Genomic DNA, 23,159 nt, shown 5'->3' on the forward strand with positions numbered 1-23,159 from the left:
GCCTGAAATCAGCCGCCCATCCTGTATTCGAGGAACCACTTCTTATCGAGGGCGTCGAATGTGCCGTCTGCCTTCAGTGCTTTGATCGCGGCGTTGATCGGAGCGACGAGATCCGAGCCCTTCGGGAAGATGAAGCCGAAATCTTCGGTGCCGAGCGGGCCGCCGACGACCTTGAGCTTGCCTTCGGAAGCGTCGACATAACCCTTGGCGGCGACGCTGTCGGTCAGCACCACGTCGACGTCGCCAGCCTTCAGCGCCTGAACGGTCGCGCCAAACGTCTCGAACAGCTTGATGCGCGGGTTCTGCTCGTTGCCGTCGAGCATTTCGTAGACGGCGGTGTAGAACGGCGAGGTGCCCGGCTGCGCGCCGACGAGACCGTCGGCGAAGGCGCCGAAGCTCTTGCCGTCGTTGAAGCGGGTTTCATCGCTGCGAACAAGCATGAACTGCTGCGAGCGCATGTAGGGATCAGAGAAGTCGACCTTTTCCTTGCGGTCGTCCTTGATGGTGATGCCGGTCATGCCGATCTGGTACTGGCCGTCATGCACCGCCTGGATCATCGCGTCCCAGCTGGTGTTCTGGTATTCGACCTTGAAATTCAACCGCTTGGCGATCTCGTTCATCGCGTCGTATTCCCAGCCGATCGCCTCGCCGGTCTTCGGATCGACGAACTGCAGCGGCGGATAAGCGTTCTCCGTGACGACGACGACCGTCTTGCCGCCGAGGTCAGGCAGGTCGCTCGCAGTGGCCGGTGCGGAAAATGCGAAAGGAACGGCAAGTGCGGCTGCGATGCCCGCAAGCACGTGGCGACGGATTGTCATTGGAGAGGCTCCCGAAAATTGTGGCAGCGGAAAATGTCACAAAATCTGTCGAAAAGACAAGCGCATAGTACCAAAAAAGAAAGGCGGCCGAGGCCGCCTTTCCAACAATCCAAGAGGATTGAAAACTTATTCTGCTGCGGCTTCCGCTGCTGCCTTTGCTTCGGCGGCTTCGGCTGCTGCCTTCTCGGCGGCGAGCGCCTGAGCTGCTGCAACCTTTTCAGCTTCGATACGTGCCTTTTCCTCGGCAATCGCCTGGCGCTCGGCTTCGTTCAGCTTGCGGGCGCGCGTGCCGGTGTTCTCGACGATACGAGCCGACTTACCGCGACGGTCACGCAGGTAGTAGAGCTTGGCGCGACGGACCTTACCACGGCGAACCACTTCGACGCTCTCGACGAGCGGCGAGTAAACCGGGAATACGCGCTCGACGCCTTCGCCGTAGGAGATCTTGCGAACGGTGAAGCTTTCGTTGATGCCGCCGCCCGAACGAGCGATGCAGACGCCTTCATAGGCCTGAACGCGGGTACGGTTGCCTTCGACAACGCGGACGTTGACGCGCAGGGTGTCGCCTGCGGAGAATTCCGGAAGGGTGCGCTTGGCGGCGATCTTGGCGGCCTGTTCGGCTTCCAGCTGCTGGATGATGTTCATCGGTCTAACCTTTCAAGTTCTTCTGAAACAGCCAGAGCGCTCTCTGGTGAACCTGTCGGTCTTGCCTTCAGGTCTTGCCGGAAACCGGCAGGAGCGGATTCGCCATTCTTTGTTTTGGTCGACGGGCACAGAACCCGAACCGGGGCGGCACTTACACCAAACCACCCTGCTTGTCATCCCCGAAAGCCATATTTTCTAGGCGATCCGGGCCGCAAATGCAGATTCTATCGAAATCCTGAAGCCAACGCATCCAATTGTCGGTCCGCGCGCACTTGCAGGCGGCATCGCCACCGGCTATCCCGAGCGGGGTGGTTCGGGGGAGACCATGCATATTTTCGAAGTACTGATGCTGTTTGCGGCCGGCTTCCTGTCCGGCGTCGTCAATGCCATTGCCGGTGGCGGAACCTTCCTGACCTTCGGGGCAATGACGCTTGGCGGCCTGTCGCCGATCGTCGCCAACGCGACGTCTTCGATCATCCAGTTTCCCGGTTACGTGACCTCGACGCTGGCCTATACCAAGGAGATCCGGGCCGACCGGCGCAACGCCATCCTGCTCGGTGTGATCTCCGCGCTTGGCGGCCTTGCCGGCGCCCTTTTGCTGATCTCGCTCTCCAACGCGTCCTTCCGCGCGCTCGTGCCCTGGCTGCTGATTGCGGCGACGGCGATCTTCGCTGCCGGTCCGCTTTTGAAACCCAAGGCCCGCACCGACGAACATGCCATCAACCCGGCCGGCATCGGCGCCCAGTTCGTCACCTCCATCTATGGCGGATTCTTCGGCGCCGGCATGGGCATCATGATGCTGGCCGTGTTGGGGCTTGCGACGGGCGGTGGCTACCACCGGCTGAACGCGCTCAAGAACTTCATCTCGATCGTCATTGCCGCGATTGCCATCGTCGTCTTTGCCGCCGGCGGCGTCGTCTCCTGGCTGCATGCGGCAATTATGGTGCCGGGTGCGGCCCTTGGCGGCTACGCCGGCGTCTGGGCGGCCAGGCGCGTGCCGCAGGCGGTTATCCGCGCGCTGGTCGTCGCCGTCGGCCTGCTGCTGGCCGCCTATTACTTCTTCACGGGCTGAACGAGAAGGTCGGGCCGACGCTCGGCCGTCAGTCGGCGCGCCTCGGCATCCCGCCACTTGGCAATCGCACCGTGGTTGCCGGAGGTCAGCACCGCCGGGATTTCGCGACCTTCGAAGACCTGCGGTCGTGTGTAGTGCGGATGTTCCAGAAGCCCACCTTCGAAGCTCTCATGCACACCCGAAAGCTCGTTGCCCATGACACCCGGCAGGATCCTGACGACGGCATCGAGCAGCGTCAGTGCCGCCGGCTCGCCGCCCGAAAGAATATAGTCGCCTATGGAAACCTCTTCGAGACCGCGCGCGTCGATCACCCGCTGGTCGACACCTTCGAAGCGGCCGCAGACGATGACGACACCGGGCCCCTCGGCAAGTTCGCGCACCCGCGCCTGGGTCAAGGGGCGGCCGCGCGGGCTCATCAACAACCGCGGACGATCATCATCGCCAGAGACCTGATCGATCGCGCGGGCAAGCACGTCGGGCTTCAGCACCATGCCGGCGCCGCCGCCAGCCGGCGTGTCGTCGACGGTGCGATGCTTGTCCTCGGCGAAGTCGCGGATCTGCACGGCGTCGATCGACCATTGGCCACGCTCAAGCGCCTTGCCCGAAAGCGAGGCGCCGAGATGGCCGGGAAACATTTCGGGATAAAGCGTCAGAACCGTCGCGCGAAAAGCCATCGCCACGTCGCTCACTTGCGCTTTGCCGAAAACGGGCCGCCCGGATCCTGGTCCTTGTCGTCGGTAAGACCGGCGGCCACCGGATCGACCAGCAGCTTGCCGGCGTCCAGATCGATCTCCAGCACCGACCATTCGGTGAAGGGGATAAGCACCGGGCGCCGGCCCGGCCCCTTGAGCTCCAGCAGATCACCGGCGCCGAAGTCGAAGACGCCGCTCACCTTGCCATAGCTGGTGCCGTTGCCGTCGATCGCTTCGAGGCCTTCGAGGTCGGCATAAAAGAACTCGTCATCATCGAGGTCGTCATCCGGCAGGTTGTCCCGCTCGATGAACAGGTCGAGACCGTTGAGCGCCTCGGCAGCGTTGCGGTCGTTGACGCCGCGGAAGCGCACGATGACGACATTCTTCGCTTCGCGAATTTCGAGCACCTCAAAGACACGGCCATCGACGCTGTGCAGATTGCCGTAATCGCCGAGCGCGGTCGGATCGTCGGTAAAGGATTTGACCCTGACCTCGCCGCGCAAGCCTTGCGCCGCGCCGATCGTTGCCATCAGGACCGGGTTTTCGAGTTTGCTCATCGTGCGCGTCCGTTTCGGGATTTTCTGGTGCACATAACGGAAAACGGGCGGCATTTCCATGCCGCCCGTTTTCCTCAACGCATTTGCCGAAAATTATTCGGCAGCGGCAGCAGCAGCTTCTTCAGCCTTCTGCTTGGCTTCAGCAGCGCGCTCCTGGGCCTTCTTGCCCGGAACAGCCTTGGTCGGGTTACTGCGTGCCGGGCGCTTGGCGAGACCTGCCTGGTCGAGGAAGCGCAGAACGCGGTCGGTCGGCTGGGCGCCCTGGGCGATCCAGTGGTTGAGGCGCTCGGCGTTCAGCTCGACGCGCTTTTCGTCGTCCTTGCCGAGCATCGGGTTCCAGGAACCGACCTTCTCGAGGAAGCGGCCATCACGCGGGCTGCGGGCGTCGGCAACGACGATCTGGTAGTAGGGACGCTTCTTGGAACCGCCACGGGCGAGACGAATTTTCAGTGCCATTTGAGTTACTCCTTGCAGGCTTTCTTGACCGCTTCGTTCAAGCGGAATGGGGGGTGCCGGCGTTGCCCGCGGAATGCGAGCGATCGGCGGCGATGGCTTCATGGTGCCGGATGACTTCCTTGATGATGAAGTTCAGGAACTTCTCGGCGAAATCCGGGTCCAGATTGGCGTCCTTGGCCAGGCGGCGCAGGCGTTCGATCTGGTATTCTTCGCGCGCCGGGTCGGCCGGCGGCAGATCATGCTTGGCTTTGAGAACGCCGACTGCCTGGGTGCAGCGGAAGCGTTCGGCCAGCATGTGGACGAGCGCGGCATCGATATTGTCGATCGACTGCCGGTAACCCGCCAATTCCTGTTTGATTTCGGGATCAATCATCTCTCAAACGATCCTCACTTCTTCTTCGGCAGGCCGGGAAGGCCGGGGAAGCCGCCACCTAGGCCCGGAAGCTTGGCGCCACCCAGACCCGGCAGACCGCCGCCGCCGAGGCCAGGCATGCCGCCGGGCTTCAGGCCAGCCGCTTCCGCCTGCTTCTGCAGGGCTTCGAGCTGCTTCGGGTCGAGCTTCGACAGATCGGGCATGCCGCCGCCACCGAGGCCGCCAAGGCCCATCTTGTTGGCAAGGCCACCCATCATCTGCTTCATCATGCCGCCTTTGCCCTTGCCACCCATCATCTTCATCATGTCCGCCATCTGGCGGTGCATCTTCAGAAGCTTGTTGATGTCGGCGGCATCGGTACCGGAGCCGGCGGCGATACGCTTCTTGCGCGAATGCTTGAGGAGGTCCGGGTTGGCGCGCTCGGCCTTGGTCATCGACGAGATGATGGCGAGCTGGCGCTTGAACAGGCTGTCGTCGAGGCCGGCAGCGGCCATCTTGTCCTTCATGCCGGCCATGCCGGGCATCAGGCCCATGATGCCGCCCATGCCGCCCATCTTCTGCATCTGGCCAAGCTGGTCGGCAAGGTCGTTCAGGTCGAACTTGCCCTTGGCCATCTTGGCGGCCATGGCAGCCGCCTTCTCGGCGTCGATGTTCTCGGCCGCCTTCTCGACCAGCGAGACGATGTCGCCCATGCCAAGGATGCGGTCGGCGACGCGACGGGGATGGAACTCTTCGAGTTCGCCCATCTTTTCGCCGACGCCGATGAGCTTGATCGGCTTGCCGGTGACCGCACGCATCGATAGCGCCGCACCGCCACGGCCGTCACCGTCCATGCGGGTGAGCACGAGGCCGGTGATGCCGACGCGTTCATCGAAATTGCGGGCAAGGTTGACGGCGTCCTGACCGGTCAGCGCATCGGCGACGAGCAGGATTTCGTGCGGATTGGACTTCCGCTTGATCTCCGCCATCTCGATCATCAACGGCTCGTCGATATGGGTACGGCCAGCGGTATCGAGGATGACGACGTCATGGCCGCCGAGCTTGGCCGCCTGCACGGCGCGCGAAGCGATATCGGTCGGCGACTGGCCGGCGATGATCGGCAGCGTATCGACGCCGGTCTGCACGCCGAGCTGGCGAAGCTGCTCCTGGGCGGCCGGACGACGGGTGTCGAGCGACGCCATCAGGACCTTCTTCTTGTCCCGGGTCTTCATCCGGCTGGCGATCTTGCCGGTGGTCGTCGTCTTACCAGAGCCCTGCAGACCGACCATCATGATGACGACCGGCGCGGGTGCGTTGAGGTCGATCGTCACGCCCTCGGAGCCGAGCATCTCGATGAGCTCGTCATGGACGATCTTGACGACCATCTGGCCGGGCTTGATCGACTTCAGGATTTCGGCGCCGACGGCCTTTTCACGAACCTTTTCCGTGAAGGAGCGCACGACGTCGAGCGCGACGTCGGCTTCGAGCAGCGCACGGCGAACCTCGCGGAGCGCAGCGGAAACATCGGCTTCCGACAATGCGCCGCGGCCGGTCAGTCCATTCAATATGGAACCAAGGCGGTCCTGGAGGCTCTCGAACATTCTCACTTCCTTCTGGTTTCCGGTGGCGATCAACTCGCCGGAAACGTGGGTTCCTTCGCCAGGAAAACAAGGCGCAAAGCCAAAAACCACCCGAGGGCGCAACGCGCTGTCGGATGTTGACCTCCGGGTTCTCTTTATACCTCTAGGGGACCCGGTCGGCGGCTTCGAAGTCTTGAGCTTGCGAAGGAATTGGCCGGGATAAACAGGAAAGCGCGGCAAAAGTCAAGGACGGCAGGCAAATGCGTCGTCAGAGCGTCTCTTCCGCCGCCGCGTCGAGCTCGCTCGCCAACTCGAGCTCGCTCGCCAACTGCTCGAAGGCTGTCGCCACCCGCGTCATCACCCTAAGCGCCGCCACCGCCTCTGTCTGGTTGATGTCGCCAAGCATGGCATGCAGCATTTCGACTTCGCGGCGATGGATCTCGTCGAACAGACTGCGGCCGGCAAGCGTTGGGGCGCAAAGATAGGCACGGCGGTGTTCCGGATTCGGCTGCCTTTCGAGCAATTGCTTGTCCATCAGCGCGGTGACGACACGCAGCACGAACTGTCGCTTCATCGACAACCGGCGTGCGGCATCCGGCACCGTCAGCGGTTCTTCGCAAAAAAGTTCGAGAATCTGTCGCTCCGCCACTGATATGCCGGCCCCCTCAAGCATATGTTCTGTCGAACGCTGCATGTTGAGATGGACGGATCGGACCAGCTTGAGGGTCCTGTAGAGACGGTCATGCGGATCGAATCGGACAAGCATAGGAAACGATAGCAATCCAGTTGCTGTCTTCAAGAATTTATTAAACCCTGGCTTCCAGGCGCGACGAAAGACAGGATGCAATCACGGCACTTCCCGGGAGGTCGAGCATGAAGAAAGCCTCCAACCCATATTATCAGGGACCCGTCTCCGACCATTTCGACGGAACGCATTTCTTCAATCCCGGCGGCAAGCCGCCCAAGGGCATGGGCGATCTCCTGCGCTGGCAGTTCGGCGGTGGCAAGGTCCGCTGGCCGGCACACAACCCAAGCCCCTTCGCACAGGCCAGACCCGAACTCGGCGTCGAGGGCGAGCGCCTGCGGGTGACGATGGTCGGACATGCGACCATGCTCCTGCAGGTAGAGGGCGCCAACATCCTGACAGATCCGGTCTGGGCACATCGCGCCAGCCCCTTCGCCTTTGCCGGCCCGCAGCGCCGAAACGCGCCCGGCATCGAGCTCGACGACCTGCCGCCGATCGACATCGTGCTCGTCACCCACAATCACTACGACCATCTCGATCTCGACACGCTGGCAGCCCTCAACGAGGAGCACAGCCCACAGATCGTCACGCCGCTCGGCAACGACACCATCATCCGCCGCGCCATCCCGTCGGCCGAGATCGCCACCATGGACTGGGGCGACCGGCTGGATTGCGGCGACGACATCATCCTGCACGCCGAGCCCTGCCATCACTGGTCGGCCCGCGGCTCGCGCGACCGGCGCATGGCGCTCTGGGCGGCCTTCGTTCTGGAGACACCGGCCGGCAAGATCTACCATGTCGGCGATACCGGCTTTCACGACGGCATCAACTACCGTGCCGCCCGCGAAAAACACGGCCCCTTCCGCCTCGCCGACCTGCCCTTCGGCGCCTATGAGCCGCGCTGGTTCATGCAGGACCAGCACCAGAATCCGGAAGAAGCGGTGCGCGGCATGATCGACTGCGCCGCAGCCCATGTGGCCGGCCACCACTGGGGCACGTTTCGCCTCACCGACGAAGGCGTCGATGAGCCACGACAGGCGCTGGAACGGGCGCTTGACGCAGCCGGTATCGCCCGCAGCCGCTTCCGTCCCTTGCGCCCAGGCGAAGTCTTCGATGTGCCTGTCTTCGCGACGGCCGGCGAATGAACGCGGCACTGGTAATTTCCGGGCTTTTCCGCCATATACAGCCCGAATGAAGGGTGCCCTGCTTGACGCGGGCCGGTTTGGACAATCGCGACATGACTGACAACGTGCAATTTGCCAGGATGAACGGGCTTGGAAACAAGATCCTTGTCGTCGACATGCGCGGTCGGAAGGATCGGGTGACGCCGGCGGCCGCAGTCGCGCTCAATGCTGACCCGGCAACCGCCTTTGACCAGATCATGGCGATCCACGACCCAAAGGCGGCCGGCACCGACGCCTGGATCGACATCGTCAATTGCGACGGCTCAATGGCCCAGGCCTGCGGCAACGGCACACGCTGCGTCGTCCAGGCGCTTGCCGCCGAAACCGGCAAGAAGGCTTTCACCTTCCAGACCATTGCCGGCATCCTCAACGCCCACGAGCATGAGGACGGCACGATATCGGTCGACATGGGCACGCCGGTCTTTGCCTGGGACAAGATCCCGCTTGCCGAGGAATTTGCCGATACCAGCCGCATCGAGCTGCAGATAGGCCCGATCGACAATCCCGTCCTGCATTCGCCCTCGGCCATGTCGATGGGCAATCCACACGCGATCTTCTGGGTCGACAAGGATCCGATGTCCTTCGATCTCGACCGCTTCGGCCCGTTGCTTGAGAACCATCCGATGTTTCCCGAGCGCGCCAACATCACGCTGGCGCAGGTGCTTTCGCCTTCGTCGCTGCGCACCCGCACCTGGGAACGTGGCGCCGGGTTGACGCTTGCCTGCGGCTCGGCGGCTTGCGCGGCTGCCGTCAGCGCCGCGCGCACCGGTCGCACTGGCCGCAAGGTGACGATCGACGTCGCCTCCGCCCCCGCCCCGGCAAAGCTCACCATCGAATGGCTGGACAGCAACGATCATGTCGTCATGACCGGCCCGGCCGAGTGGGAATGGTCCGGCACGCTGAACCCGACGACCGGCGCCTGGCAGCGCGACGAGGCTGAAGCCGGCGGAGCCCGGGCGCTTTGAGCGGCGTCGAGGTCATAACCTTCGGCTGCCGTCTCAACACCTACGAATCCGAAGTGATGCGGACGGAAGCCGAGAAGGCTGGGCTGAACAACGCCATTCTCGTCAACACCTGCGCCGTCACCGGCGAGGCCGTGAGACAGGCGCGCCAGGCGATCCGCCGCGCCCGCCGCGACAATCCGCACGCCCGCATCATCGTCACCGGCTGCGCCGCGCAGACCGAGAAGGAAACCTTTGCCGAAATGGCCGAGGTCGACGCCGTGCTCGGCAACGAGGAAAAGCTGAAGAGCGCCTCCTACCGTTCGCTGCCCGATTTCGGCGTGTCGGCGGAAGAAAAGCTGCGCGTCAACGACATCATGAGCGTGCGCGCCACCGCACCGCAGATGGTCAAGCACATCGACGGCCACGTGCGTGCCTTCATCCAGGTGCAGAACGGTTGCGACCACCGCTGCACCTTCTGCATCATCCCCTATGGCCGCGGCAATTCGCGCTCCGTGCCGATGGGCGCCGTGGTCGATCAAGCGCGCAAGCTTGTCGAAACGGGCTATTGCGAGATCGTGCTCACCGGCGTCGATGCCACCAGCTACGGCGCCGACCTGCCGGGCACGCCGACACTCGGTCTGCTGGCGAAGACCCTTTTGAAGCAGGTGCCGGAGATCCACCGCCTGCGCCTTTCCTCGATCGACGGCATCGAGGCCGACAAGCATCTGTTCGACCTGATCGCCGACGAGCCGCGCTTCATGCCGCACCTGCACCTGTCGCTGCAGCACGGTGACGACATGATCCTCAAGCGCATGAAGCGCCGACATTCGAGCGCCGACGCACGCGCCTTTGCGGATAAAGTGCGCCGGCTGCGCCCCGATGTCAGCCTCGGCGCCGACATGATCGCGGGCTTTCCGACCGAAACCGAAGAGATGTTCGACAATGCCGCGCGTCTTGCCGAGGATTGCGGCATTGCGCATCTGCACGTCTTCCCCTACAGCCCGCGTCGCGGCACGCCGGCCGCGCGCATGCCGCAACTCGACCGCGGCCTCGTCAAGGACCGTGCCGCGCGCCTGCGGGCCGTCGGCGCGACGCTTTATGACCGCCATCTCGACGGGATGATCGGCAGCGAGCAGACGATCCTGGTCGAAAACAACGGGCTCGCGCACACGCAAAACTTCACGCTCGTCGATGCCGCCGGCCTCAAACCCCGCGCGCTTGTCCCGGTCTCAATCACCGGCCACAATGGCAAGCATCTGACGATGCAGGTAAAACAGATGGCTGCGGCCTGACTTATGCGGAATTCCTGAATGGCAATGGGTTTCATCAAGAGGATCTTCACCTTCGGCAAGGGCGCGGTGGAGGAAACGAAGCCGCAGGATGTCACGCCGGAGGCGGACGCCGCAGCGACGGTGACGGCCGAAACACCGGCCGCACCGGAGCCCGCATTCCCTGAAGAGATCACCCCGGCACAAGCCTCTGTCGATGAACAGCCGACGGCCGAAGAAACGTCGGAAGAACTGCTTGAGCCGCTGTCGGATCTCGAAGCGCTGCCGCTTGCGGTGGAAGACCCTATCCTGCCGGCAGAGATCGAGACCGCAGGCGGGCCGGCATCTGACGAGACCTCCGGCGAAGAGACCCTCGCATTCGCCGGGCCTGCCATCGAGCGGCATGAACTGTCGCCGGCCGAGCAGGAGGCGCTGGACACTTACGGCGAGCTTCTGGAAACCGCGCCTGAAGAACCGCCCGTCGAGCCTGAAGATCTGGCTGAGCAGGAAGAAGTCGCCGACGCTGAAACGCAAGCGATCGACGCCGAAGCAAGCCACGTGGCACCGGCAGATGCGGAACCTGTCGAAGACGTCGTCGCCAAGAGCGACACCGCTTTTGAGACGCCGGTCCCCGAGGCACCGGTTTCTGAAGCGCCGACCGTAGAGACGCCAGTCGCCGAACAGCCGGCCCTCGAAGCACCTGTCGAGCCCGTCGCCGAAGCTCCTGTTGCACCCGCAGCCCTCCCCAAGGGCTTTGCGACCGCCGAAAACAGAGCCAAGGAAGAGCCGGTTGCGGCGCCGAAGGAAAAACTCAGCTGGTACCAGAGGCTGCGCCGCGGCCTTGCCCGCACCTCGTCGCAGCTGACCGGTCAGATCGCCAGCCTGTTTACCAAGCGCAAGCTCGACGAGGCGACGCTGCAGGATCTCGAAGACCTCCTGATCCAGGCCGACCTCGGCGTCGAGACGGCAATGCGCATCACCGACACCCTCGCCTCCGAGCGCTATGGCAAGGATGTCTCCGGCGAAGACGTGTCGCGCATCATGGCCGGCGAGATCACCAAGGTGCTTTCGCCCGTCGCCAAGCCGCTGGAACTCGACCTCAGCCACAAGCCGCACGTCATTCTCGTCGTCGGCGTCAATGGCACAGGCAAGACGACGACGATCGGCAAGCTCGCCGCCAAGCTTTCGGGCGCTGGCCTCAAGGTCATGCTTGCCGCCGGCGATACCTTCCGTGCCGCCGCCATCGAGCAGCTGAAGATCTGGGCCGAGCGCACCAAGTCTGACATCGTCTCTTCCAAGCTCGGCGCCGATGCGGCGGGTCTCGCCTATGAGGCCTTCCAGCAGGCGCGCGAGAAGAAATCCGATGTGCTGATCATCGACACCGCCGGCCGCCTGCAGAACAAGGCGGAGCTGATGGCCGAACTTGAAAAGATCGTGCGCGTGCTCGGCAAGCTCGACCCCGACGCGCCGCACACGGTGCTGCAGACGCTCGATGCTACGACTGGCCAGAACGCGCTGCAGCAGGTCGAGATCTTCCGCAACGTCGCCGGCGTCAGCGGTCTGATCATGACCAAGCTCGATGGCACGGCGCGCGGCGGCATCCTCGTTGCCATCTCCGCCAAGCACAAGCTGCCGGTCTATTTCATCGGCGTCGGCGAAGGCATCGATGATCTGGAGCCGTTCGAGGCCAAGGATTTCGCCGAAGCGATCGCCGGCGTCGCCGCCTGACGAGGCCATATTGGCGCCCGTGCGTTTGCGCGGGCCCGCTGCCTTGATATGGTTTTGCCGCAAAGCTGGTGTTATGAGCAGCAGGCACATGCAGAAACAGGACCCGGAAATGTCGTCGATCGAGGCTACCAAGCCGCAGAAGGAAGTCAGCCCCTTGCTCAAGATGGTGCTGGAGCTTGGACCGCTGATGGTCTTCTTCTTCGCCAACTCGCGCGGCGAATGGCTGGCTGGGCATTTCCCGGCGCTGGCCGAACTCGGCGGCCCGATCTTCATCGCCACCGGCCTGTTCATGGCCGCGACCGCGATTGCGCTTGCCGTGTCCTGGGTGCTCACCCGCACCCTGCCGATGATGCCACTGATCTCTGGCATCGTCGTCTTCGTCTTCGGCGCCCTGACGCTCTGGCTCCAGAACGACACCTTCATCAAGATGAAGCCGACGATCGTCAACACGCTGTTCGGCGCGATCCTGCTCGGCGGCCTTCTGTTCGGCAAATCTCTGCTCGGCTACGTCTTCCACTCCGCCTTCAAGCTCGACGCAGCCGGCTGGCGCAAGCTGACGCTGCGCTGGGGCCTGTTCTTCCTCTTCCTCGCGGTCCTCAACGAAGTGGTCTGGCGCTCGTTCTCCACGGACTTCTGGGTCGCCTTCAAGGTGTGGGGCACGATGCCGATCACCATCCTGTTCACGCTCGCGCAGATGCCGCTGATCATGAAACACTCGCTGGACCAGGAGAACGCCGAGTGAGCACGACGCTTGAGGAGAATGACAGCAACCGTCACGCACTCCTCTGGCTGATCGCCTGTTTCGCGGTCCTTGCCGTCCAGATCGTCACCCAGCACCTGATGGGCCGCATCTGGATCTGCGATTGCGGCTACGTCAAACTGTTCGAACCCGTGGTCAAATCCAGCGGCAACTCGCAGCACATCGCCGACTGGTACACGCCGTCCCACATCATCCACGGCTTCCTGTTCTACGGCCTCAGCCACCTGCTTTTGCGCAAGAAGCCGCTGTCGGCAAAGCTCTTCCTGGCGATGGTCATCGAATCCGCCTGGGAGATCGCCGAGAACACGCCGATGGTCATCAACCGCTACCGCTCGGCGACGATCTCGCTCGATTATTTCGGCGACAGCATCCTGAACTCGACGATGGACACGCTGGCCATGGTCGCCGGCTTCCTGTTCGCCGCCCGCATGCCCGTCTGGCTGACGGTAACGACCGCTATCGTCTTCGAGCTCTTCACCGGCTGGCTGATCCGCGACAATCTCACGCTCAACGTGCTGATGCTGGTGTGGCCGCTCGATGCGGTCAGGGACTGGCAGGCGGGGATTTAAGCGGGCTTCGGAGTTCGCTTCAGCCCCTCATCCCGCTGCCGCGACCTTTTCCCCGCAAGCGGGGAGAAGGAAGATGACGCACTCTCCCTCCGCTACATCACCGCCGAGCAAGACCATTTGCGCCTGCTGCCAAGCGATCCGAATGAGATTGGCAAGGCGGGTGCCGCTAGTCTCCTTCGCCCCGCAAGCGGGGAGAAGGTGGCCGGCAGGTCGGATGAGGGGCAGTCAGCAACAGCAGTGCCAGAGAGACTACGAACCCGCAGTCGCCTTCTCGATCGCCGGCAGCAACCCGTTCTTGACGCTCTCCTCGTCAAACGGGCCGACCCGCTTGTAGAGGATCGTACCGTCGGCACCGACCAGATAGGATTCCGGGATGCCGTAGACGCCCCAGTCGATCGCCGCCTTGCCACGCGGGTCGACGCCGACCGCGGAGAACGGATTGCCAAGCTCGCCGAGGAACCGCAGCGCGTTTTCGTTCTGGTCCTTGTAGTTGATGCCGACGACGGTCAGTCGTGGATCCTTCGACAGTTCGAGGATGAAGGGATGCTCCTGACGGCAGGGCACGCACCAGGAGGCCCAGACGTTGACGAGCGTCAGCTTGCCCTTGATCGCCTGATCGGTCAGCGCCGGCATCGGCTGGCCGTCGCGCGTAGCACCCTCGAGCGCCGGCATGTCGAGCTTCGGCGCCTTGGTGCCGATCAGTGCGGACGGGATTTCGCTCACATCCTTGCCGGAATTGAGCTGGCTCCAAAAGATTGCCGCAAGCCCGGCGAAGATGATCAGCGGCAGCGCGGCCAGCACGAAGCGCGTGGGGCCCGGCTTGCGCTCTTCGCTACCGGGAGCTGGGGTGCTGGTCATCGTGTCTCTCCGGACGCCGGTTCGGCGGAGCGCCTGCGAACGCCCGAGGCCTCGAGTTCGGCAAGTTCGCGCCGACGCGCGCGGCCATCGAGCACGACCCAGGCGATCAGCCCGAGAACCGTCAGCGTCGCTATTCCATAGCTCGTAAAGACGTAGGCGGCGTGGCTCATCATTGCGCGCGCGCTCCCCGACCGGCGCTGCGAGCGGCGAGCCTGCGCAGCGCCGTGACCCGCCGGCGCAGGATCTCGTTGCGCATGGCGGCGATGTGCAGCGTGAAGAACAAAAGCGTAAACGCGATCGCCATGACGATCAGCGGACGCAGAAACTCCGGATCGATCGTCGGCCCGTCGAGCCGCATGACGCTCGCCGGCTGGTGCAGCGTGTTCCACCACTCGACCGAGAACTTGATGATCGGAATGTTGACGAAGCCGACCAGCACCAGAACGGCCGAAACCTTGGAGGAGCGGGCCGGATCGTCGATCGCACGGTTGAGCGCCATCAGCCCCAGATACATCAAGAACAGCACGAAGACCGAGGTCAGCCGCGCGTCCCAGACCCACCAGGTGCCCCACATCGGCTTGCCCCAGAGCGAGCCGGTGACGAGCGCGAGGAAGGTGAAACAGGCACCGATCGGGGCCGCGGCCCGCGAGGAGACATCGGCGAGCGGATGCCGCCAGACGAGCGTGCCGAGCGCTGCCAGCGCCATGACCGAGTAACACATCATCGACAGCCAGGCGGCCGGCACATGCACATACATGATGCGCACGGTCTCACCCTGCTGGTAGTCGCCCACTGTGGTGAAGGAGAGCCAGAGGCCGACGGCGAAGGACAGTGCAGTCAACCCGGCAAGCCAGGGCAACAGACGGTCGGCCAGCGCCAGGAACCGCGTGGGGTTGGCGAGATCGCTGAATTTGCGGATAGCCAGGCTGTTTTCGCTCATGGTGGCTCTTTAGCGCGTAAGACCTGCGGCTGCAATTGATCCGCGTCAATCGCGCGATCACATTGCGTTTGAGATGCCGGATCATAAACGTGATCGATCTGAAGAGGTTAGCGCGGATTCGTTCGAAAGGCTGCAAACACTTTCGCCCGATCCATGCCGATTGCGTCAATCGGACGCGTGGCGAAGCGCGGCCGCCGCCGCAACCGGACCGATGACGGCGAAGAAAAGCGTGATTGCCGCAAGGATCATCAGCGGCGGCAGGAACGGCGCCGGATCCTCGATCGCCGCATAGACGGCGCTGACGCCGAAGATCAGCACCGGGATCGCCAGCGGCAACACCAGGATCGAGACCAAAAGCCCGCCGCGCGGCAGCGACACGGCAACGGCAGCACCGACGGCACCGATGAAGGTGATGGCCGGCGTTCCGATCAGCAGCGTCAGCATGGTCGCGCCGATCGCGATCTCGCTCATGTTCATGAACAGACCGAGCAAAGGCGAGGCGATCACCAGCGGCAATCCGGTCGCTGCCCAATGGGCCGCGCATTTGACGAAGACGGTGAAAAGCAGCGGCGTTTCCTGCATCAGCATCAGGTCGAGCGAACCGTCGTCGCGCTCTGCCTGGAAAAGCCGGTCAAGACCGAGCAGAGAGGCGAGCAGCGCGCCGATCCAGAGGATCGCCGGACCGATGCGCGAAAGCAGGTTCAGGTCCGGGCCGACACCGAAGGGAATGACGGCGACCACGGTCATGAAGAAGAGAACGCCGATCATCGCACCACCGCCGGCGCGGATCGCCAGTTTGAGATCGCGGAAGAAGAGCGCGATCATGCCGTTCGTCCCCGGGCGCAGATCACGGTCGGGCTCCTATGCATCATGCCAGTGATCTCCTGCCAGATGCTCAAAACCCTTCATGTGCAGTTCCTTCGTGCCGTCGAGCCCGAGCGGCTGGTGGGTCGCCGCAATCACGATGCCGCCTTTTTCGAGATGCGCCTTCACTAGATCCGCAAACAACCGGTCGGCGCCGGCGTCGAGTGCTGCGGTCGGTTCGTCGAGTAACCAGATCGGCCGATGGGCGACGAGCAGTTTCGCCATCGCCATGCGGCGCTGCTGGCCGGCCGAGAGATAGCCGAAAGGCAGATGCGCGATGTCAGGCAGGCCGACCGCCTCGACGGCCTCCGTCAGGCCGACGCCGACGCCTCCCGGCGAATCACCCATGAAGCGCTGCCAGAAGGAAAGATTTTCCGCGACGGTCAGTTCGCGCTTCATCGCATTGCGGTGTCCGAGATAGTGACTGAGCTCGGATGGGTGGGCGATTTCCGGGGGCCCATTCTCAAGTTTCAGGTGCCCGCTCTCGGGCCGCAGAAGGCCCGCCAGAACCCGCAGCAAAGTCGACTTTCCCGACCCGTTCGGACCGGTCACGACAAGGGCTTCCGAATGACCCAGAACGAAGGAAATATCGTTAAAAATCAGGTCATCACCGCGCCTGGCGCTCAAACCTTCAGCGATGAGACGCATGAATTTTTAACTTCCCTTCACACTCTTTGCCGCAGAGCAAAAAAAGTTCCAATTGGACCTTCGTTGCTCTGGCACGTTTTGGAGAAATTATCTATAAGGCGGCCAACACGCCAGCGGTCGGCGTGAATTTCATCCTAGCGCCGAACATGGAATGAATTTCCACGTACGGACAGCGGAAATGGCCGCACCCGCATCCCAATTTGCGCTTCACAGGCGCTCGGGCGTTCGTACGTCAGTTTTTGGCGATCAGACGGAACGGGGTATTATCCAGTGTCCAAGTCCCTAGACAGCTTCAATTGTCGCTCCACGCTCACCGTCAACGGTGTGGACTACGTCTATTACAGCCTGCCCAAGGCTGAGGCAAACGGTCTCGCCGGCGTATCCAAGCTGCCCTATTCGATGAAGGTTCTGCTCGAGAACCTGCTGCGCAACGAAGACGGCCGCTCCGTCACCAAGAAGGACATCGAGAATATTGCCGTCTGGCTCAACGACAAGGGCACGGCTGAAAACGAGATCGCCTACCGTCCGGCCCGCGTGCTGATGCAGGACTTCACCGGCGTTCCGGCCGTCGTCGACCTCGCTGCGATGCGCGACGCGATGGTCTCGCTCGGCGGCGACCCGGAAAAGATCAACCCGCTCGTTCCCGTCGACCTCGTCATCGACCACTCCGTTATCGTCGACGAATTCGGCACGCCGAACGCCTTTGCCCGCAACGTCGAGCTGGAATACCAGCGTAACGGCGAGCGTTACCGCTTCCTCAAGTGGGGCCAGCAGGCATTCAAGAACTTCCGCGTCGTTCCGCCCGGCACCGGCATCTGTCACCAGGTCAATCTGGAGTATCTGGGCCAGACGGTCTGGACCCGCGAAGAAGGCGGCGAAATCACCGCCTACCCGGATACCTGCGTCGGCACCGACAGCCACACCACCATGATCAACGGCCTCGGCGTTCTCGGCTGGGGTGTCGGTGGTATCGAAGCGGAAGCGGCGATGCTCGGCCAGCCGGTCTCGATGCTCCTGCCTGAGGTCATCGGCTTCAAGCTGACCGGCAAGCTGAAGGAAGGCGTCACCGCCACCGACCTCGTGCTGATGGTCGTTCAGATGCTGCGCAAGAAGGGCGTGGTTTCGAAGTTCGTCGAATTCTTCGGCCCGGGCCTCGACAACATGACGCTCGCCGACCGCGCCACCATCGGCAACATGGGCCCGGAATACGGCGCGACCTGCGGCTTCTTCCCGGTCGACAGCGAAACGATCAACTACCTCACCATGTCCGGCCGCGAAGAGCAGCGCATCGCGCTCGTCGAAGCCTACTCCAAGGCGCAAGGCATGTGGCGCGAGGGTGATGGTTCCGAGCTCGTCTTCACCGACACGCTCGAACTCGACCTCGGCGACGTGGTACCGGCCATGGCTGGTCCGAAGCGTCCGGAAGGCCGCATCGCACTCGAAAACATCGCCTCCGGTTTCGCAACCGCGCTCGAAAACGACTACAAGAAGCCGGGCCAGCTCTCGAACCGCTATGCGGTTGAAGGCACCGACTTCGACCTCGGCCACGGCGACGTCGCCATCGCCGCAATCACGTCCTGCACCAACACCTCCAACCCGTCGGTGCTGATCGCAGCCGGCCTGCTCGCCCGCAACGCCGTCGCCAAGGGCCTGAAGTCCAAGCCGTGGGTCAAGACCTCGCTTGCACCGGGAAGCCAAGTCGTCGGCGAATACCTCGCCAAGTCGGGCCTGCAGAAGGACCTCGACGCGCTCGGCTTCAACCTCGTCGGCTTCGGCTGCACGACCTGCATCGGCAACTCCGGCCCGCTGCCGGGTCCGATCTCGAAGACGATCAACGACAAGGGCCTGATCGCCGCCGGCGTTCTCTCGGGCAACCGCAACTTCGAGGGCCGTATCTCGCCGGACGTCCAGGCGAACTACCTCGCCTCGCCGCCGCTCGTCGTCGCCTACGCGCTTGCCGGCACGGTCCAGAAGGACCTGACCAAGGAGCCAATCGGCGAGGACAAGGACGGCAAGCCGGTCTACCTCAAGGACATCTGGCCGACCTCGAAGGAAATCCAGGAGTTCATCTTCAAGTACGTCACCCGTGAGCTCTACGCGACCAAGTACGCAGACGTGTTCAAGGGCGACGAAAACTGGCAGGCCGTTCAGGTTCCTCCGGGCCAGACCTACGCCTGGGACGATGCTTCGACCTACGTCCAGAACCCTCCTTACTTCGTCGGCATGGGCAAGACCGGTTCGGGTATCTCCGACATCAAGGGCGCCCGCGTCCTCGGTCTCTTCGGCGACAAGATCACCACCGACCACATCTCGCCGGCCGGTTCGATCAAGGCGGCCTCGCCGGCCGGTTCCTACCTCATCGGTCATGGCGTCGGCGTTGCCGACTTCAACCAGTACGGTACGCGCCGCGGCAACCATGAGGTGATGATGCGCGGCACCTTTGCCAACATCCGCATCCGCAACCACATGCTCGGCCCGAACGGCAAGGAAGGTGGCTACACCATCCACTATCCGTCGAAGGAAGAGATGTCGATCTACGACGCCGCCATGCAGTACAAGGAAGAAGGCGTTCCGCTCGTCATCTTCGCCGGCGTCGAATACGGCAACGGTTCGTCGCGTGACTGGGCTGCCAAGGGCACCAACCTGCTCGGCGTCAAGGCCGTCATCGCCCAGTCCTTTGAGCGTATCCACCGCTCGAACCTCGTCGGCATGGGCGTCATCCCCTTCGTCTTCGAAGAAGGCACGACCTGGGAGACGCTCGGCCTCAAGGGCGACGAGATCGTCACCATCGACAACCTTGCCAATGTCCAGCCGCGCGAAAAGCGCGTCGCCAAGGTCACCTATGGCGACGGCAGCGTGAAGGACATTCCGCTGATCTGCCGCATCGATACGCTGGACGAAGTGACCTACGTCAACAACGGCGGCATCCTGCAGACGGTTCTGCGCGACCTCGCCGCCTGATTGGTCGCGACCTGAGGAAATGATGAAGCCGGGACGCCGCAAGGCGCCCCGGCTTTTCTTTGGAGCATCGCCGGCTAAAGCCGAGGCGCGCAGCGCCGCTCACTTGCAATCTCACTCCAACGTGACTTCCCGTTGACGCGTAGCCGTCGTATGTAATGACCTCCCCAATAAGGAGTAGGCCGACGGCCCCAACGAAGTGACGCCATGACATCCGCAGACCGTTCTTTCATTCGCCCTCTTGCACTGGCTTTGGGGCTGCTTGCAGCCACAGGTGCACCGGCCGGAGCGCAGGACGGACAGGCGATCAAGGGCGTCGTCGAACTCTTCACCAGCCAGGGCTGCTCCTCCTGTCCGCCGGCGGATGCGGCACTGAAGAAGCTGATCGACGAGGGCGATGTGGTGGCGCTTGCCTACCACGTCGACTACTGGAACTATCTCGGCTGGGCCGACACACTTGCATCCAAGGAGAATACCGAGCGGCAATATGCCTATGCCCGCATGCTCGGCCGCAACGGCGTCTACACGCCGCAGGCGATCCTCAATGGCCGCGACCATCTGAACGGCGGCAACCTTCAGGCCATCAAGACGCGGCTCGAGACGATGACGGCAGAGGGCAAGGGGCTCGCTGTTCCCGTCGAGGCCAAGATCCTTGGCGAAGAAATCCAGATCACCGTTGGCAGCGGCATCGGCAAGGCGAATGTCGTGGTCGTCTATTTCGACCGTGCAAAAATCGTGAAGATGGAAAAGGGCGAAAACATCGGCAAGGAAGTCCCCTATTGGCATGCAGTGCGCGACATTCAGACGATCGGCATGTGGGACGGAAGGCCTGCGACCTTTACCCTTCCCGCAACTGTGTTGACCGAGCGCCCGGGAAATAGCGGCTGCGCCGTTCTGTTGCAGTCGATGAAGGACAAGGAAACACCGGGAGCCATCGTCGGTGCGACGGCTGTGCTCGCCGGCCCCCAAGGCAAGCTCTGAGCCCGACAAGCGGACAGGAGCGCGAAGCGCAAGGGGGTGGTTCGGCCCGGCAGCATCGAGGGGCTGGGGCTGAGGGTTCGAAGTTACCGGACCGAACCGGCCATGGCTGCGTTCGATAACTCCCGCAGCATGACGACCTGACCGGACATACGGTGGCAACGACTCTGTCCGTCAGCGCCCGCGAGTTTTGCGGTGAATTGGGGCGGCGATTTGACTGAATTGGGGCAGAGGCAAGAAATGCCCTCATCGTCCAACCGCTTCCAGCTTGCTTTTCGGCTCGTGTCAGGCACACTGTTATCGTTCTGTCACAACAGAAGGCCGGATTGCCGATGACCGATGAGCCGGACTTGCCGCCAGGCGAGGCGCGACATCAGCGCCACACCACTTCGGATGTGGTTGTCGATCTTCACGAATACCGAAATGCCAAGGACCCCCTCCCCGTCACCTTTCATCGCCGCGAACTCGACCAGATCCTCTGGGTCTATGGTCGCATGGTTGGCGAAGGTGAATGGCGGGACTACGCCATCGACCACCTGAAGGACCGCGCCGTCTTTTCGGTGTTCAAGCGTTCGGGCGAGATGCCGCTCTACCGGATCGAAAAGAACCCGAAGCTGGCGGCCAAGCAAGGCGCTTACAGCGTTCTCAACGTCCACGGCACGATCCTGAAGCGTGGTCACGAACTCGCTCAGGTGCTCAAGGTATTCGACAAGGTTCTGCGGCTGGTGGAGACCTAGAGCATCCTGCTCTGAACTGGATTGGCGGAGACAGTTCTAGAATCCAGGTTCCAGAGCGTCCTTTGTGCGTTCATCCGAACGCAAGGCGCTCTCGATCGGGCATCATCCTGCGCCTCACTTTGATCCGCTGCAGGCACTGCTTGGGTGTCGCCCGGCCCAGCTGTCGGATCGCACCGGCAGTTCGCGGCACGGGCGCGCCGAATCAGCCCCTGTAGAGCGAATCCGGATAAACGTCTTCCGGAGGGTCGCTTGCCTGGCCGTCGCCCAGCGCCAGTTGCATGATCGCGGTGTCGAGCCAGCGGCCGTGTTTGAAGCCGGTCGCCTTCATCGTGCCCTGGTGTTCGAAGCCGGCAGAACGATGCACGGCGATGGACGCCGGGTGGGCGCCGCCGATCACCGCCACCATCTGCCGAAAGCCGAGCTCGGTGCAACGCTCGACCAGGTGCGCGAGCAAGGCCTTGCCGGCGCCCTTGCCACGCGCGTCCGGCGCCAGATAGATCGAATCCTCCACCAGGAAGCGATAGGCCGTGCGCGTGCGGAAAGCCGACGCATAGGCGTAGCCGACGATGACGCCGCTGCCGTCGAGCGCGACGACGTAGGGGTAGCCGTTGCTGATGATCGTCTCGAACCGGCTTCGCATCTCCGCCTCGGACGGCGGCGTGATCTCGTAGGTGGCCACACCGTTGAGAACCGATTCACGATAGATCTCGGTGATGGCCGAAAGGTCGGCGAGCGTGGCGTCGCGTAGGGTCAGGGACATGGTGCTGAGCTGGGTCTCGAGGTTACGTCTGTTCATCACTCCCACGGAGCCTCGGTCCGATCAAGCCGGTTTCAGGCAACAAAAAAGGCGGCCGAAGCCGCCTTTCCCGTCTGTCGTTTCAAGCTTAGTTGTTCCGGTTGCCCATGAACTGAAGCAGGAACATGAACAGGTTGATGAAGTCGAGGTAGAGCGTCAGGGCGCCCATGATCGCCTTGCGGCCGGCGACAGTGCCGTCATCGGCTTCAAAGTACATTTCCTTGATCTTCTGCGTGTCGTAGGCGGTCAGGCCAGCGAAGATCAGCACGCCGATCACGTTGATCGCGAAGGCGAGCGCCGAGGAGCCAAGGAAGATGTTGACGATCGACGCGATGATGACGCCGAACAGACCCATGATCAGGAACGAGCCCATGCCGGACAGGTCCTTCTTCGTGGTGTAGCCGTAGAGCGACAGAGCGCCGAACGAAGCGGCGGTCACGAAGAACGTCTGCACGATGCTCTGGCCGGTGAAGACCAGGAAGATCGACGACAGCGACAGTCCCATCAGGGCCGCATAGATCCAGAACGTCGTCTGCGCGGCAGATACGCTCATGCTATTGATGCGGAAGCTCATGAAGAACACGAGACCCAGCGGAGCGAGCATGACGACCCACTTCAGCGGCGACGCGTAGAGAAGTTGGGCGAATGCCGGGTTGGAGGCGGCAAGCGCATAGGTTCCGTAAGCTGCCACGCCAGTGATCGCCAGGCCCAGGGCCATCAGGTTGTAGACCTTCAGCATATAGGCGCGAAGGCCCTCATCGATCATGGCACCCGCCTGAGCGCCGGCGGGCGACATTCGGGTTTGGTAGTTTCTCAGATCAGCCATTGTTTCCTCGTTTAAGCTCCGGTGGAAGTTACGGTGTCGGGCGGCGAACAGTCTCGCCTTGGAAGACTCGCTTCCACGCCCAGGCGCCGCTGCGGAGCTCCAGCATGCCTGTGGATAAATATGAGGCCGAAACCCTTTGCATACAAGACCCGAAGCCGCCGGATTTGAGCGAGCCGAACCGATT

At 62.9% G+C, this 23,159-nt stretch carries 25 protein-coding genes; 10 read left to right on the plus strand and 15 right to left on the minus strand.

Translation table 11 applies throughout. From position 1 onward, the window contains the following. Positions 1-8: 8 nt before the first annotated feature. Positions 9-818, minus strand: coding sequence for a basic amino acid ABC transporter substrate-binding protein (locus MKZ91_RS12995; protein WP_336171285.1), 810 nt, complete (start codon positions 816-818; stop codon positions 9-11). Positions 819-944: 126 nt separating this feature from the next. Continuing rightward, positions 945-1,463, minus strand: a complete 519-nt coding sequence (rplS, locus tag MKZ91_RS13000; protein WP_043625625.1) for a 50S ribosomal protein L19 — start codon at positions 1,461-1,463, stop codon at positions 945-947. Between the two features lie 325 nt (positions 1,464-1,788). Here rplS and MKZ91_RS13005 point away from each other — a divergent pair, with 325 nt between their 5' ends. Next, positions 1,789-2,535 (plus strand): sulfite exporter TauE/SafE family protein, encoded by a 747-nt coding sequence (locus MKZ91_RS13005; RefSeq protein ID WP_336171286.1) that lies wholly within the window; start codon positions 1,789-1,791, stop codon positions 2,533-2,535. On the opposite strand, the gene trmD is transcribed toward MKZ91_RS13005, so the two are convergent. From trmD to MKZ91_RS13035, 6 genes are all read right to left on the minus strand, one after another. Beyond that, positions 2,517-3,209, minus strand: a complete 693-nt coding sequence (gene trmD, locus MKZ91_RS13010; RefSeq protein ID WP_336171447.1) for a tRNA (guanosine(37)-N1)-methyltransferase TrmD — start codon at positions 3,207-3,209, stop codon at positions 2,517-2,519. The two genes, MKZ91_RS13005 and trmD, sit on opposite strands and share 19 nt — an antisense overlap. 11 nt (positions 3,210-3,220) lie before the next feature. Then, the gene (gene rimM / locus MKZ91_RS13015) at positions 3,221-3,784 is read right to left on the minus strand and encodes a ribosome maturation factor RimM (RefSeq protein ID WP_336171287.1); all 564 of its coding nucleotides are present in this window, start codon (positions 3,782-3,784) and stop codon (positions 3,221-3,223) included. 93 nt (positions 3,785-3,877) lie between these two features. After that, a complete protein-coding gene (rpsP, locus tag MKZ91_RS13020) occupies positions 3,878-4,240 on the minus strand; it encodes a 30S ribosomal protein S16 (protein ID WP_336171288.1) in 363 nt (120 codons plus the stop codon). A gap of 37 nt (positions 4,241-4,277) precedes the next feature. Next, positions 4,278-4,613 carry a chorismate mutase gene (locus tag MKZ91_RS13025; protein ID WP_065776889.1) on the minus strand — a complete coding sequence of 112 codons (336 nt, stop codon included), beginning with the start codon at positions 4,611-4,613 and terminating at the stop codon, positions 4,278-4,280. Positions 4,614-4,627: 14 nt separating this feature from the next. Continuing rightward, positions 4,628-6,193 (minus strand): signal recognition particle protein, encoded by a 1,566-nt coding sequence (gene ffh / locus MKZ91_RS13030; RefSeq protein ID WP_336171289.1) that lies wholly within the window; start codon positions 6,191-6,193, stop codon positions 4,628-4,630. A gap of 247 nt (positions 6,194-6,440) precedes the next feature. Next, entirely contained in the window at positions 6,441-6,938 is a 498-nt protein-coding gene (locus MKZ91_RS13035) for a MarR family winged helix-turn-helix transcriptional regulator (protein WP_336171290.1), read from the minus strand. A 107-nt stretch (positions 6,939-7,045) separates the two neighbouring features. On the opposite strand from MKZ91_RS13035, the gene MKZ91_RS13040 reads away from it, so the two are divergent. The 6 genes from MKZ91_RS13040 to MKZ91_RS13065 all read left to right on the plus strand — a co-directional run bounded on the left by MKZ91_RS13040 (position 7,046) and on the right by MKZ91_RS13065 (position 13,370). Then, positions 7,046-8,062, plus strand: a complete 1,017-nt coding sequence (locus MKZ91_RS13040) for an MBL fold metallo-hydrolase (protein WP_336171291.1) — start codon at positions 7,046-7,048, stop codon at positions 8,060-8,062. A gap of 92 nt (positions 8,063-8,154) precedes the next feature. Continuing rightward, on the plus strand, positions 8,155-9,066 hold the full coding sequence (gene dapF, locus MKZ91_RS13045; RefSeq protein WP_336171292.1) for a diaminopimelate epimerase: 912 nt from the start codon (positions 8,155-8,157) through the stop codon (positions 9,064-9,066). Then, the gene (gene mtaB / locus MKZ91_RS13050; RefSeq protein WP_336171293.1) at positions 9,063-10,337 is read left to right on the plus strand and encodes a tRNA (N(6)-L-threonylcarbamoyladenosine(37)-C(2))-methylthiotransferase MtaB; all 1,275 of its coding nucleotides are present in this window, start codon (positions 9,063-9,065) and stop codon (positions 10,335-10,337) included. The genes dapF and mtaB overlap by 4 nt, the downstream gene beginning before the upstream one ends. Positions 10,338-10,355: 18 nt before the next feature. Next, entirely contained in the window at positions 10,356-12,041 is a 1,686-nt protein-coding gene (ftsY, locus tag MKZ91_RS13055; RefSeq protein ID WP_336171294.1) for a signal recognition particle-docking protein FtsY, read from the plus strand. Positions 12,042-12,150: 109 nt separating this feature from the next. Next, complete coding sequence (locus MKZ91_RS13060) at positions 12,151-12,783, plus strand: septation protein A (RefSeq protein WP_336171448.1); 633 nt, start codon at positions 12,151-12,153, stop codon at positions 12,781-12,783. Then, entirely contained in the window at positions 12,780-13,370 is a 591-nt protein-coding gene (locus MKZ91_RS13065; protein ID WP_336171295.1) for a DUF2585 domain-containing protein, read from the plus strand. The genes MKZ91_RS13060 and MKZ91_RS13065 overlap by 4 nt, the downstream gene beginning before the upstream one ends. Before the next feature lie 249 nt (positions 13,371-13,619). Here the strand turns inward: MKZ91_RS13065 and MKZ91_RS13070 are convergent, their stop codons facing one another. From MKZ91_RS13070 to ccmA, 5 genes are all read right to left on the minus strand, one after another. Then, entirely contained in the window at positions 13,620-14,228 is a 609-nt protein-coding gene (locus tag MKZ91_RS13070) for a DsbE family thiol:disulfide interchange protein (protein ID WP_336171296.1), read from the minus strand. Continuing rightward, positions 14,225-14,401, minus strand: a complete 177-nt coding sequence (ccmD, locus tag MKZ91_RS13075; protein ID WP_336171297.1) for a heme exporter protein CcmD — start codon at positions 14,399-14,401, stop codon at positions 14,225-14,227. The genes MKZ91_RS13070 and ccmD overlap by 4 nt, the downstream gene beginning before the upstream one ends. Further along, on the minus strand, positions 14,398-15,168 hold the full coding sequence (locus MKZ91_RS13080; protein WP_336171298.1) for a heme ABC transporter permease: 771 nt from the start codon (positions 15,166-15,168) through the stop codon (positions 14,398-14,400). Before MKZ91_RS13080 ends, ccmD begins: the two co-directional genes overlap by 4 nt. A gap of 165 nt (positions 15,169-15,333) precedes the next feature. Next, on the minus strand, positions 15,334-15,993 hold the full coding sequence (gene ccmB, locus MKZ91_RS13085; protein WP_336171299.1) for a heme exporter protein CcmB: 660 nt from the start codon (positions 15,991-15,993) through the stop codon (positions 15,334-15,336). A gap of 36 nt (positions 15,994-16,029) precedes the next feature. Next, a complete protein-coding gene (ccmA, locus tag MKZ91_RS13090) occupies positions 16,030-16,680 on the minus strand; it encodes a heme ABC exporter ATP-binding protein CcmA (protein ID WP_336171300.1) in 651 nt (216 codons plus the stop codon). 270 nt (positions 16,681-16,950) lie between these two features. Here ccmA and acnA point away from each other — a divergent pair, with 270 nt between their 5' ends. From acnA to MKZ91_RS13105, 3 genes are all read left to right on the plus strand, one after another. After that, positions 16,951-19,641 carry an aconitate hydratase AcnA gene (gene acnA / locus MKZ91_RS13095; protein WP_336171301.1) on the plus strand — a complete coding sequence of 897 codons (2,691 nt, stop codon included), beginning with the start codon at positions 16,951-16,953 and terminating at the stop codon, positions 19,639-19,641. 204 nt (positions 19,642-19,845) lie between these two features. Continuing rightward, positions 19,846-20,619 carry a DUF1223 domain-containing protein gene (locus MKZ91_RS13100; protein ID WP_336171302.1) on the plus strand — a complete coding sequence of 258 codons (774 nt, stop codon included), beginning with the start codon at positions 19,846-19,848 and terminating at the stop codon, positions 20,617-20,619. A 329-nt stretch (positions 20,620-20,948) separates the two neighbouring features. After that, on the plus strand, positions 20,949-21,353 hold the full coding sequence (locus MKZ91_RS13105; protein WP_336171449.1) for a DUF2794 domain-containing protein: 405 nt from the start codon (positions 20,949-20,951) through the stop codon (positions 21,351-21,353). Between the two features lie 202 nt (positions 21,354-21,555). Here MKZ91_RS13105 and MKZ91_RS13110 read toward each other — a convergent pair whose 3' ends face one another. Next, positions 21,556-22,113 carry a GNAT family N-acetyltransferase gene (locus tag MKZ91_RS13110; RefSeq protein WP_336171450.1) on the minus strand — a complete coding sequence of 186 codons (558 nt, stop codon included), beginning with the start codon at positions 22,111-22,113 and terminating at the stop codon, positions 21,556-21,558. 124 nt (positions 22,114-22,237) lie between these two features. Further along, positions 22,238-22,975, minus strand: a complete 738-nt coding sequence (locus MKZ91_RS13115) for a Bax inhibitor-1/YccA family protein (RefSeq protein WP_336171303.1) — start codon at positions 22,973-22,975, stop codon at positions 22,238-22,240. Positions 22,976-23,159: the final 184 nt, after the last annotated feature.

The sequence above is a fragment of the Ensifer sp. MJa1 genome, assembly GCF_037026475.1.
GTDB lineage: Bacteria > Pseudomonadota > Alphaproteobacteria > Rhizobiales > Rhizobiaceae > Ensifer.

Bases quoted from the DNA above. Each gene is read 5' to 3' on its own strand.
- MKZ91_RS12995 (WP_336171285.1), bottom strand. From the start codon at position 818: ATGACAATCCGTCGCCACGTGCTTGCGGGCATCGCAGCCGCACTTGCC.
- rplS (WP_043625625.1), bottom strand. From the start codon at position 1,463: ATGAACATCATCCAGCAGCTGGAAGCCGAACAGGCCGCCAAGATCGCC.
- MKZ91_RS13005 (WP_336171286.1), top strand. From the start codon at position 1,789: ATGCATATTTTCGAAGTACTGATGCTGTTTGCGGCCGGCTTCCTGTCC.
- trmD (WP_336171447.1), bottom strand. From the start codon at position 3,209: ATGGCTTTTCGCGCGACGGTTCTGACGCTTTATCCCGAAATGTTTCCC.
- rimM (WP_336171287.1), bottom strand. From the start codon at position 3,784: ATGAGCAAACTCGAAAACCCGGTCCTGATGGCAACGATCGGCGCGGCG.
- rpsP (WP_336171288.1), bottom strand. From the start codon at position 4,240: ATGGCACTGAAAATTCGTCTCGCCCGTGGCGGTTCCAAGAAGCGTCCC.
- MKZ91_RS13025 (WP_065776889.1), bottom strand. From the start codon at position 4,613: ATGATTGATCCCGAAATCAAACAGGAATTGGCGGGTTACCGGCAGTCG.
- ffh (WP_336171289.1), bottom strand. From the start codon at position 6,193: ATGTTCGAGAGCCTCCAGGACCGCCTTGGTTCCATATTGAATGGACTG.
- MKZ91_RS13035 (WP_336171290.1), bottom strand. From the start codon at position 6,938: ATGCTTGTCCGATTCGATCCGCATGACCGTCTCTACAGGACCCTCAAG.
- MKZ91_RS13040 (WP_336171291.1), top strand. From the start codon at position 7,046: ATGAAGAAAGCCTCCAACCCATATTATCAGGGACCCGTCTCCGACCAT.
- dapF (WP_336171292.1), top strand. From the start codon at position 8,155: ATGACTGACAACGTGCAATTTGCCAGGATGAACGGGCTTGGAAACAAG.
- ftsY (WP_336171294.1), top strand. From the start codon at position 10,356: ATGGCAATGGGTTTCATCAAGAGGATCTTCACCTTCGGCAAGGGCGCG.
- MKZ91_RS13060 (WP_336171448.1), top strand. From the start codon at position 12,151: ATGTCGTCGATCGAGGCTACCAAGCCGCAGAAGGAAGTCAGCCCCTTG.
- MKZ91_RS13070 (WP_336171296.1), bottom strand. From the start codon at position 14,228: ATGACCAGCACCCCAGCTCCCGGTAGCGAAGAGCGCAAGCCGGGCCCC.
- ccmD (WP_336171297.1), bottom strand. From the start codon at position 14,401: ATGATGAGCCACGCCGCCTACGTCTTTACGAGCTATGGAATAGCGACG.
- MKZ91_RS13080 (WP_336171298.1), bottom strand. From the start codon at position 15,168: ATGAGCGAAAACAGCCTGGCTATCCGCAAATTCAGCGATCTCGCCAAC.
- ccmB (WP_336171299.1), bottom strand. From the start codon at position 15,993: ATGATCGCGCTCTTCTTCCGCGATCTCAAACTGGCGATCCGCGCCGGC.
- ccmA (WP_336171300.1), bottom strand. From the start codon at position 16,680: ATGCGTCTCATCGCTGAAGGTTTGAGCGCCAGGCGCGGTGATGACCTG.
- MKZ91_RS13100 (WP_336171302.1), top strand. From the start codon at position 19,846: ATGACATCCGCAGACCGTTCTTTCATTCGCCCTCTTGCACTGGCTTTG.
- MKZ91_RS13105 (WP_336171449.1), top strand. From the start codon at position 20,949: ATGACCGATGAGCCGGACTTGCCGCCAGGCGAGGCGCGACATCAGCGC.
- MKZ91_RS13110 (WP_336171450.1), bottom strand. From the start codon at position 22,113: ATGTCCCTGACCCTACGCGACGCCACGCTCGCCGACCTTTCGGCCATC.
- MKZ91_RS13115 (WP_336171303.1), bottom strand. From the start codon at position 22,975: ATGGCTGATCTGAGAAACTACCAAACCCGAATGTCGCCCGCCGGCGCT.